Origin of the sequence: Rothia sp. HMSC071B01 (assembly GCF_001808945.1) — a bacterium.
Lineage (GTDB): Bacteria > Actinomycetota > Actinomycetes > Actinomycetales > Micrococcaceae > Rothia.
The window spans coordinates 1-10,813 of record NZ_KV795055.1; the positions used below are offsets into that span (position 1 = coordinate 1).

Annotated in this window: 7 protein-coding genes; all 7 read right to left on the reverse strand. The window is 59.0% G+C overall.

Going from position 1 to position 10,813, the window contains the following annotated elements; genetic code table 11:
* The coding region (locus HMPREF2527_RS00795; protein WP_070505691.1) for a replication protein RepA at positions 1-1,463 on the reverse strand (1,463 nt) is incomplete at its 3' end.
* An 829-nt stretch (positions 1,464-2,292) separates the two neighbouring features.
* Complete coding sequence (locus HMPREF2527_RS00800) at positions 2,293-2,634, reverse strand: hypothetical protein (protein WP_070505693.1); 342 nt, start codon at positions 2,632-2,634, stop codon at positions 2,293-2,295.
* 35 nt (positions 2,635-2,669) lie between these two features.
* Positions 2,670-3,449, reverse strand: a complete 780-nt coding sequence (locus HMPREF2527_RS00805) for a hypothetical protein (RefSeq protein WP_070505695.1) — start codon at positions 3,447-3,449, stop codon at positions 2,670-2,672.
* Between the two features lie 21 nt (positions 3,450-3,470).
* A complete protein-coding gene (locus HMPREF2527_RS00810; protein ID WP_070505697.1) occupies positions 3,471-5,243 on the reverse strand; it encodes a hypothetical protein in 1,773 nt (590 codons plus the stop codon).
* Between the two features lie 461 nt (positions 5,244-5,704).
* A complete protein-coding gene (locus tag HMPREF2527_RS00815; RefSeq protein WP_070505699.1) occupies positions 5,705-7,753 on the reverse strand; it encodes a hypothetical protein in 2,049 nt (682 codons plus the stop codon).
* A gap of 190 nt (positions 7,754-7,943) precedes the next feature.
* Positions 7,944-9,686, reverse strand: coding sequence for a hypothetical protein (locus tag HMPREF2527_RS00820; RefSeq protein ID WP_070505701.1), 1,743 nt, complete (start codon positions 9,684-9,686; stop codon positions 7,944-7,946).
* Between the two features lie 200 nt (positions 9,687-9,886).
* Positions 9,887-10,570: a hypothetical protein gene (locus HMPREF2527_RS00825; protein WP_070505703.1), complete on the reverse strand. Its 684-nt coding sequence runs from the start codon at positions 10,568-10,570 to the stop codon at positions 9,887-9,889.
* Positions 10,571-10,813 lie beyond the last annotated feature (243 nt).

Genomic DNA, 10,813 nt, shown 5'->3' on the forward strand with positions numbered 1-10,813 from the left:
TGCTCGGGGCAGGTGCCCTTGGGCAGGGTCACCAAAGGTACCGGCGCGGTAGCGATAGTGCGGGTGGGCGCCGGGGTGCTGAGGCCCAGCAGCTTAGGCTCCTTGGTGAGGGAGTGGGCGGCCAGTGCTTGGGGGTCGCTGATTGACTTGGAGCGGGAGAAGACGGTGGCGACGGCAGTGCGCAGTGCACCGTCGGAGACAGCGGTGAGGTTCAGTCCTTTGCTGGTCAGTTCTTCGCGTAGCGCGGTGAAGTCGACGCCCTGATCTGCGACGAATTCGACGATTTCGGGCTGGGCGTCCTGCACCGTAGCAGGGGTTTCGATGCGGACGGGAGCCAGTGCGGGGCTCTGGGATGCGGGGGTTTCGGGGTGGTTGGTGGTGCGCTTCTTTGCAGAATTCGGTGAGGTTTTCTTGGCTCGGCGGGCACCCCATCCGAGAAGCTTCTGGTGCTCGGGGCTGATGGGGGTGAAGTGGAGGCCGCCACCGGTGGCGTAGTGCGCGACTCCGTATTCGTTGATGTAGGTGTGCACGTCGAACTTGGGGCCCAGCGGGGCGAAATATTCACCGGCAGCGGTGCGCAGTGCGTTACGGAAACTCTTGCGGAAGTCACGCTCTGCGGTGGCTGCGCCGAACTGCCCGGCCAGGGTAGACCACGGCAGGTAAGTGCCTTCACCGCGCAGGCGGGGCATGCGTCCGGCCAGCCACAGGTAGGCGTCACCAACCATGGGTGAGCGCGGGTATTTGCGGGTGATTTCGCGCCAGTTCTCGATCAGGATCTTCATGGATCCTTCGACCGGGGAGGCGTCGGCGCTGATGAGGTCGAAGAATTCTTGGCTGAGGATGACGACGGAGCGGTAGGCGTCGTCGAGTAGTCCGTCCTTGTCGAAGGTGAACTTCTCGCCGGAGCCGATCATGAATTTTTCGGTGGAGAAGTTGCGCCCGGCAAGGGTTCCGGGGTGGTGGATGGTGATGCTCAAGTCCAGGATGGCGCGCAGCTGGTTCTGGACCATGGCACGGTTGGGGCCAGAGTAGGGGATGTCGAGGTCTCGCAGGAATCCGCGCCAGGTGCGGGAGATTTCGATGGTGCGTGAGTTCGCCTCAAGGGCGGAGGAGACCAGCCACATGAGCACTTCGCGTCCGATGCGGCCGTAGGGGATCATGCCGTGTTCGAGGTCGCCGTGGGCGTTGAATTTCTGGGGTGCGGTGAACAGCACGGAGATGTCGCCGTTGGTGCGCACCCAGGAGGTTTCGGGCGTGCGCTTGTAGGGCAAGGAGTGGTTGATGAACAGCCAGGGGTAGTGTGCGACCGTGTGGTCGGTAAATGCGAGGGGGCCAGCGGTTTGGGGGTGCTGGAGGGTGCCGCCGGTGGGGGCGGTGTGCTCAGCGATGATGCTGCTGAGAGTTGCTTCGGCTTCGTTGCCGGGGGTGGACTTAGTGTCCGTGGGTACGGTAAAATGAGGCATTGTAACGCCTTCTTTCTTTTTGATTTTGTTTGACTTTTGGGTGTTACGTCTGGTCCCGTGGCTGCTGGAAACACCGCGGGGCCAATTTTTTTCGTAACGCTTTCACAGTATCCGCACAGGGTTCAGAGTGTCAAGCAACGCATTAGACTTCATGACATCGTCGTCATCAATCCCCTGAATCAAATGTTTTCCACAGCCCTCATGCTCGCGCGCGCTGATGATGATAGGAAATATATTTTAGGAATATATTATAGGGGCGCTTTTTTTGAACACCGATTCTGCCCAGTAAATACAAGGGATTTTAGGGTTTTCCACAGGCCTAGTGAGGGAGTTGTCATCCTGGGTTGCGGGAGTTCTAATCCTGGTTCGAGGGAGTTGTCATCCCGGGTTACGGGAGTTTACATCCCACTTGGCGGGAGTTGTCATCCCGGCTTTAAGAGGGTTATCCACAGGGTGCAGATTGAACCCCTCAATCCAAGAGTGAGGAAAATCACTATAAGAAAACTTGAAATTGCCACAATGTCTAATTGCTAAATTACTTTCCCAAAAAACTAAAAACACCCCACACGCCAGATATACAAAAAGAGGCAGCCTGGCACACTCACCAGACCACCCGCCAAAACACACCGGCACTCACTCGCCACAGAACCACCTCTCCCCCGTCACCACTACCCGCCAACAATCCAACAACCCGACAAGTCGAAAAGTTGGCAAGTTGGCAAGTTGGCAAGCACCCCACACACCCTCACCTGCACACAGAGAGGGTGCCCCCACCACCTGAACAACAAGCAGCAAAGACACCCTCACACCCAAAAAGGCAGAAAACCCACTACCCCTCAGCAGGCAACCGAAACGACGCATACACCCGCTGAGGCTCAGCCGCCCGCACCACCTCAGGACGAGACCACAAATCCCCCGCACCCTTCACCACCGGCAAAGGCACACGACTGGGCTTACCCGCCAAACGACGATGCACCAACGTCTTAAACGACCGAACACTGGCATACCCCAACAACTCAGCTGCCTCATCAGCAGTACACGTGCACGCCCCCAAAACGTCCTCCAGCGTGCCAGTCTCCACCAACCATTCAGCCAGCTGCTCATCCGTGCTCGTGAACTCCAGTGCTCTCTCTAAGCGCTCACGCAGGCTTCCATTTTTGTGTTGTGTCATTTCAAGCCTCCTTCCAAGAGGTAATAGGTAGGTGTTTAGCGGCGCTTACGGAATTGGCTCCAGAAGCCTCGGCGGGTGCCCGCCTGGTCCTGAGTCTTACGCTCCTCCTTGCTACGGACAGCATCGAAAGAGACCATCTGGATCTGCACAATGCGCCCAGAAGAGCCATTGTAGACAGTCTGCAACTGATGCATCAGCCACGACTCAAAGCTACCCTTGTGTACATCCTTCACATCGGCCAGCACGTCGGAGGCATGGAAGCCTCGCTTGCTGCCCACGCGCAGCTGATGGCGGGTGCCGTCAGCATTCTGCACAATCACGTTCATATTCACGCGTTTGTCAGTGTGTGCCTGGCGGCGGGTGACATCATGCAAATCACCCATGGCAGCATTGAAGCCAGAGACGCGGCCCTTCGTCTTCTTACCCACCGGCATATCAATCATGTAGAACCGATTGCCGTCAGCGCCTTCAACAGGCTTGTGATGGATAAAAGCACTACGGCGCGGCTTAGGTACCGGGGTACCGCGCGTATCGGAGGGAGCAATCGACTTCTTCTTCGAGCCGCGCGGGGCACGCACACGAGCCAGCTTGCCGTCCTTACGGCGACGGCGAGGAGCCTGATGCTTTACCCGACCAGTCTCTGCCAGCTCAGTGCCAGGAATGCGGTATGCCTCATTCTTGCAGGTGCCTGCCAGAATCTTGCGTACCAGAGTCTCTGAGCGGCCTAGCTGCTCGGCAATTTTCCGGTTGCTCAGCCCGTGCACCTGCTTGATGTAGGCGAAGAGCTGAGAGAGCGGTGCCTTTTGCGGATCCATAGGTCACATCCTCTCTAGGGTCTAGACGTCTTCCTCGAAGAGGTCATAGCTGAACAGGCCATCTTCCGGGGGGATAAATTCATGCTCAAAGACAGCATCATCCACACCAGGGGTGTACCCTGACTTCACGGCTCGGTCTCGTAGCTTGTCACGGTCAGAACGTAGTACCGGGGTCTTGACCGGGCCAGGTAGCCAGCCCTGAAGGCGCAGCAGACCAGCACGCCCATCATCAGCGCCACCATCAGCTTCAGGAAGCGACCAGGTCGGCAACACGCTCGAATAGATCGCGTCACCGTTAATGCCGATAATGGACCGGCCCGGCAGAGTCAGAGCGCCGGTCTCCACAGGATCGAACCCCTTACGACGCACCGTATGATGCAACACGCGAGCGCGACCCCTACCCCATACCTGCACTGCAAATTCGGGGCGATAGAAGGCCTGCTGGCGGGGGTTGTGGTTTTGGGGGAGGGTGTAGATGAAGGCGTTGCCTTTGCGTTCTGCAGTGGCTTGGTGCTTGGCGGGGATGTTGGCGAAGTCGTAGGTGATGGCGGTTGCGGAGCGGCCACGGGAGGCGAACGCACCGATGGACTGAATGACGATGGCGCGTAGTGCTGCGCTGATAGCTTTGGCGACGGCAGGGTGTAGGTCGGGGCGGTTGTCTACGACTTCTCGTGCTTCGGAGAGACGGTTAGCCCAGGTATCCAGGGGGCGTGCGTTCACTAGGCGGCGGGTTGCCTCATCTGCGCCGGGCTCGAATCGCTTGCGCTGTGCTTTCTTTTCGGTGGTGAAGAGAATGCCTTCGAGGAAGCGGAAGTGCCAGCCGAATTTTTGGGCGACGAACAGCTCGGAGGCATCAACCCATGCCTGACCGCGTGCGCCGGGGCGGTTGGGGTAGTACCATCCGTGGGTTTTGTCCTCGAAGGGGATGCCGAAGATGCCGACGTGTTCCCAGGTGTCGGGGACGGTGAATTCGACGGCGAAGCGGGCGCGCACGTACTGGTTCTCGCGCCAGAGGTCTTCGCACTGTTTGGCGGTGAGTCGGTGTCCGGGGCCGGTGCCTAGTTCGCTGCAGAGGGCCGAGTACATGAAGCGTCCGTCGGTGTAGGCGAAGCCGTCAAGCTGTGGGGTGTGCCTCGGGTCGATCATGGGGACGACGTCGGGGTGCTGAGGCATGGCGGGGCCGAGTACGAGGTGGTCGAGGTGGGGCTGGGTGCTGGTGCGGTGCAGGTCTTCGGCGATGTCGGGGTCGACGGGGATGGGTGCGTAGTTTTTGGGCAGGGAGGTTGCCCAGAGGTTCTGTCCGGTGGCGGCGGGGGTGAGCATCAGTGGGGAGCCGCCGGTCAGGTCGGAGCGGAAGAAGTGGCTCAAGATTGATTCAAGGGTGCTCCAGGCGCTGCGTGCTTGGTTGGGGGTGAGGTTGATCTTGCCGAACCATTCGGAGGAGACCTTCACGTCGATGCGCTGGCCGGTTTCGATGTTGTCGAAGCGTCCGGTGGGAGGGGTGCCGAGCCAGTGGCCTCGGGGGGTTTCCCAGCCGGGGGTCTGGGTGAGCAGCCAGTGTCGGGTGTTGCGGTCGTTGCGCGGCACTTTGCCGGTGAGGAAGATGCGGGTGACCGGCTGGCCTGCTACGCGCAGCTGGGCTGCAGCGTTGAGCTTATCAACCAGGTTCGGGTTCTTGCGGCGAGCGCCCGGGGCTGCCTTGAAGGGTACGCCGTCGGAGGTGACGCCGTAGCCGGTTTCGTAGTCCATGAAGGCGGTGTGGATGGGTTTTGGGTTCCAGGGGGTGGGGCGCATATCAACCTCTTGTTGTTAATTTACAACTTTTGTCACTGTGACAAATATATAATGTTTGGGGGTTGAAAGCAACCTTTTTCGGGGCTTTGAATCCTTGAAAATCCGCGCTAGATTCGGTGTTTTGTCTGCTGGGTCGGTGGTTCATGAAGTAAGCCTGGTTTCTCGTGTGTGAGTGCACGAAGAAGCCCCGCAAGAACCGGTTGTTCTTGCGGGGCTTGTGCGTCTCTGGAGGTGAGAGCGCTCCACCTCTGGTGAGGTAATGGGTACAGATATGGGCCCAGGATTCCGATATTCCCAGGCCCATATACATGCACAAATACATCACTCCATCTTCCAGGAGCTGTATTCAGTTAAACAACACGACAAGAACCGACGATAGGAGGTTCCATGTCAGAACCTAATATACCCGCTGGCCCCCGAGGGTACCTAAACAGCCTAGTGCACAGGAGTTTAGAGCTTGCTTAGAGCTTGCGGGAGTCGAGGTGACGCTGATGCCATTCCATCATTTCCGGCAGCAGCAGTTCAGGCTCTACGCTCTGTCCAATGATGGTAGGTACATCCTCGCCGACGATGAACCAGTCTTCAGGCTGGGAGGCTACGTAGGTTTCCCATTCTGAGAGGGTCCAGAAGCCCAGACGTTCATCAGATGCATCAACGAATGCCCAGTCGGTGGGCATCATGAGCGGGTCCTTGGCGGTGTCCTCGGGCTGCTCCTGATGGATCAGGTTACGCCAGTTCTTCTTGGTCATCACCAGTGCGTTGGAGCCGTCCTCGAAGTACTCGTCACGGTCGCTGACGTACGAGTTGGTGCGCAGGCGCTGCCAGAACTGCTCCAGGGTGATGATGCCCTGCTTCAGCAGCAGGCACAGGTACTCGACACGGTCCTTGGCCGGTGCGAAGCCGCCGGTGGGCATGTCCGAATACAGCGGGAACAAGAAGCCTGCACGGTAGTCATCCAGGTTCATCGTCTCCCAGCAGAAGCCGTTGCCGTCGCACTCATCATGCGGGTCAAGCAGCGTCATTCCGGAGGGTTCATAGATGGCCATGAGCAGCTGTGCGGACCCTTCGGTACCGGAGCGGGTGTACGCGGTGATCAAGTGCTCGCGGGCGTACTGCTCCTGAGCCTTGGTCGGCACGTACTCGCCGCCGCCGGTGCGGCGACGGAAATTCAGGTGCTGCTTCTCGGTGCCAGCCTGCAGGGCGTTGCGGTGACGGGCTGCTGCTGCCGCAATCATCTCATCGGTCAGCGGCAAAGTACCAGCCAGGTGCGTCAGCGTCTCGTGGGGGGTGACCAGGTTGGCTGCTCGCAGGGCTGCTTCACCGTCATCAGGGTTTCGGCGGTAGAAGCTGGCGACGAATTCGAGCTTGTCCTCAAGGTCCATCGTGGTGTTGTTCTCACGGTGCCACTGAGCATCCGCCTCGTTCTCTGCTTCTTCTGCCCATTCGAGCAGCTGCTGCAAAAGAGCGTCCACGTTGTAGAGGTCCTGGTAGATGCGGTCGTAGAATTCCTGACGCTGCAGGTTGATTGCTGCGCGCTCTTCGACCAGGCGCGCATCCGCTTCCTGCGCTGCCTCGTAGGCACGCTGCTCATTAGCGGTCAGTGAATCCCACCAGGCCTTCTCGGCAGCCTCATTGAGCTCATCCTCATCAGGGGCCGGCAGCTGAGGTACACGCAGTGCACCCGGGGTGTCGAGCTGACCGGTACCCACAGCCTCCAGGGTGATCGCACCGTGGCGATCCTCGCGCAGCGGGTGGTCGCTGTTCAGCCACTCACGTGCTTCACCGATAGTAATCGGCTTAGTCAGTCGGTACAGGCGCAGCTCCTGATTCAGGCTGTAGAGGGCAGAGCGTAGCGAATCGAAATGTGCGCGGGCAGAAGCCTCATCCAAGTGAGCGTAGATGAAGTCACCGCACTGCTGCCAGTAGGGTGCATCCAGTCGGGGGTCTCCCCACACCAGTTCCTTACCGTCCGCACGCTTGTAGTGCGGGCGGCCCACCGGCGGGTTGTTCAGCTCCTTACGGCCTCGGTTCAGGTGAACCAAGTAGCCGTAGCAGCCGGGCTCATCTTCAAGCTCAGTGTCCAGGGCAAGAGCATCACCGGCAGAGGCATCCTCTACCACCCAGTGCTTCTGGTCGTTGAAGTAGGCGATTTCCTCATCAGTCATGCTCTCGAAGAGGGAGGCGTCAAAGAGCATGCGCGGGTCGGTGAAGTCACGCCCGGGCGCCACATCCCTGAACGCGTTCGGGATATGACGCGGAAGGTCAGCGGGGATTCCCTCACGGTGCCACTGCAGCGGGTGGGCGGACAAATCCTTCACCCACGGGGTTTCGCCGGTCACGCCCGGGGCACGGGCAGCCATCAGCTCAGCAGAGAGATCCTTACCCTTGACGGTGACGCGGTGCTTCTTCTCCAGCGCCTCGTAGCTGAAGCGGCGGCGCAGCAGTCGGTCACTCTGGTACTGCTTTTGGTAGGCCTTCTCTCGGTCTTCCGTCGATTCAATGGTAGACATGGAAGCTTCCTTTCGTTCGGTCGTTTTGTCGTGTTGTTCTTGTGTATCTGCCTCCACCATAGCGGATGAAAAATGGCAGATTCGGTGAAAGAGGGGCGTTTATCGCGGCTGCACGAGCCCGGTTCCCTGTGATTTCAAGGGAACCAGCCCCCATATCGGTTTCGATATGTCCCACATTCAAAGGTTGTGGTTAGCGGCTGACATCAGCCATCGCATCAAACTGCTCAGCACTGACCACCACAACGGCCTTTGTGCCCTTGCAGATTGCCACCATGCCAGGCTTCTGCGGATGCTTATACGCCTTCAAACCACCAGCCAGCTTGCCCTCCTGCGTGAAGGAAACCGACACCCACTTCTTATTGCCGCCCGCCTGCGTCGAGGCGACGCGGTAGAAATGGCCCGCGTGGAAATCACTAGGATCAACCGGCTTACGCTCAGGCTCCACGCGAGCGCTGTAGACCAGGCCGCCCTGAGTCTGCTGCATCTTCGCCATGGTGCTGTTGGTGCGTTCGACTTCTGCCTTCCTGCGTGCTGCAACGACGGGGCTGTCGGCGAACTGATTGGCTCGGCGTTGCTCACGGGCCAGGTTACGTTCGACGCGGTCTCGGCCTCCGCCTCGGTTGCGTTTCTCGCTGCGACTCTTGGGTTGCAGGCGTTCGGGCTCATTGGCCATGATTTCGCGGGATTCTGCCTCGACCCTGTCACGGGCGCTCTTGTCCTTGGCGCCGAACTGCTCGGCTGCGTAGGTGTTGATGCCTTGACGGCGTGCCTTCACCGCAACGTCCAGCAGCATGCTGTCCAACGAACCCAGCGTCTGAGCGACATTCTCCTTCGCACCGGAGACGCTGTTGAAGCTGGTGCGAGCGCCCTGTTCGGCTACGAACTGTTCGGTGGTGCTGTTGTGGCGGTGCCCGCGATGGGTCCGGTTGACCTTGTCGTTGAAGGCGTTGTGGCGGGAGAACATGGTGGTGTCTCCGGCCTCGGCTGCGCCTGTCAGGATTTGGTGCGTGTGTACGTGGTTCGCCTTGATTTCGGCGAGTTCTTCGTCGGTCAGTTCGTTAGCGCGTGCGAAATGGTCCCAGTCGTTCTTGCGTAGGCGGATGCCCTTGTGCAGGTCCTGCCAGGGCTCGCGGACAGCGGGACGATTCTCATAGACCGCGCCCACGTTGAAATAGGCGTCCTGCACGGAGGAGTTGGGGATGAGAATGCCCAGGGTCTCGCCGTCCTGCTTGATGAGGTATTCGACCGTGTAGGAAGAAGATCCCTTGGTTTTCTGCATGATGCGCGCCTCAATATCGAGGTGGACGCGCTCACCGGTGGGGGTTTCGAGGCGGACGTGGCGGGTAATCGTCATTTCACGGTGGATACCGGTGGCATCAGAGAGCTGCAGTGTGTCATCGAAGCCGTCAAGGATCAGTTCACCGTCGGGGCAGGCGCGGTCCCACTGGCGAATATCGACCTGAGCGATCTCCTCAGCAGAGTAGGCGGCTTCACTGAAGATGCCGCGTTCCAACGCGTTCTCGTTGCGGTCATTGGCGATCTTGGAGGCCAGCTTGGCCTGGTCCCAGCGGTGCGCACCGTCAACGGCTTGCTTCTCCAGCATGTCCAGGTTGCGCCTCTGGTGATCCATGATGATCTCTTGCAGCTCTTTGTTCTCGACGGTCATCTCACCGGAGAGCATGTCGATGCGCTGCTGAATGGCGCCCTGCAAAAACTGGTCTCGGGCTTTGGGGGAGGTGTAAAACTCTTTCTGCGCGTGCATGTAGGCGAGGAACTTCTCATCCAGCAGCCGGCGGGTTGATGCAGAGACCTCTCCCCCATTGGCGGTTTCATACATCGCCAAAAGCAGTGCGGCGTTGTACTCGTCTTGAGCTTTGGCAAAGTGCGGCGCGTAGTGAGTGAAACAGCGCGGTCCAGGCTTCCAATCGCACATGAGGCAACGCTCCTTAAACAAACATTTGAATATGGGACATAATCAGTACCTATTATATTATTCCCTTGCAACAAAAGGAATCATTGAGGCATAAATGCCCAACATATGACGCCACACCCACCCCACTGGAGACAAAAAACAACCCCCACAGCACAGTGCACATCACGCACTGCACCATAGGGGTCAGCCAGGCTAATGAATTAGCCCTCCAAAAGCCTCATACGAGCCTGAGCAAAACGACGAATCGCCTCTGAATAGAACCAAGACGACGGCACAAACACCTGCGAGCGCCCCCGCCCCGAAACATAGATTCGCTTCGCCTCCTGATGACACATCTGCGCCACATCTTGCGGCCAGCGAATCTTCCGCCGAAGCGTCTTCGGGCTCGGCGGCTTCTGGCCAGAGGCTAGAGACTGCCGAATAACTTCTGCCTGTTCTAGACCTTCCTGGCGGGTCGGCAGATACCCGGTAAAGGCTGCGAGCATGTAGGACTGCAGAGGCATGCGTACTCCCACTAGTTGCTCCTCGGCATCTCGCACATCCTCCAGCACCTGCAGCGCATCAGCGTCCACCAGCAGCGAGGTCTGCACCCAATCACGAGCCGCGCAATGGCACTCATCACGGGGGACCTGCACCCGCTGCCCCTGATCATCGAGAATCTTCTGACACTGGCACCACAGAATCTTCGGCAACGTATCCAGGTAGGCGAACTCGGGTGGGTAGGTACGCTTGCGCACCCTGGCCATTTTATGCACGACCTTCTGCCCACCCTGACTTGCCCTTAGCAGCTGCGTCAGAATCTCTCGATCCATCGCCGCCTTACTCGCAGTCAGCTTTTTAGCTCGCGCCTCCGCCTTTGCAAAAGCACTCTGCCCACCAGCCATCTCTTCCTCCTGCCTCGGATTTTCTTTTCCCTACATGAGACTATGCCTGCATCATACACCGCACCCCACACGGAGCATTCCGCCGCAACCTGCCCAAACACGAGGTGAGGGCCCCAACCCACACCCGGGTTGAAGCCCTCGCCATGCCGGTACCCCTCAACGGGGTCTCAGGTTATCCCTTCTTCGCTCCCTCAGGAACCATATTCGGATTGATCGTCACAATGATGGCGTCCTTCGGTACAT

What these genes read in the sequence shown, in the direction of transcription:
- HMPREF2527_RS00800 (WP_070505693.1), bottom strand. Translation starts at nt 2,634, where the DNA reads ATGACACAACACAAAAATGGAAGCCTGCGTGAGCGCTTAGAGAGAGCA.
- HMPREF2527_RS00805 (WP_070505695.1), bottom strand. Translation starts at nt 3,449, where the DNA reads ATGGATCCGCAAAAGGCACCGCTCTCTCAGCTCTTCGCCTACATCAAG.
- HMPREF2527_RS00810 (WP_070505697.1), bottom strand. Translation starts at nt 5,243, where the DNA reads ATGCGCCCCACCCCCTGGAACCCAAAACCCATCCACACCGCCTTCATG.
- HMPREF2527_RS00815 (WP_070505699.1), bottom strand. Translation starts at nt 7,753, where the DNA reads ATGTCTACCATTGAATCGACGGAAGACCGAGAGAAGGCCTACCAAAAG.
- HMPREF2527_RS00820 (WP_070505701.1), bottom strand. Translation starts at nt 9,686, where the DNA reads ATGTGCGATTGGAAGCCTGGACCGCGCTGTTTCACTCACTACGCGCCG.
- HMPREF2527_RS00825 (WP_070505703.1), bottom strand. Translation starts at nt 10,570, where the DNA reads ATGGCTGGTGGGCAGAGTGCTTTTGCAAAGGCGGAGGCGCGAGCTAAA.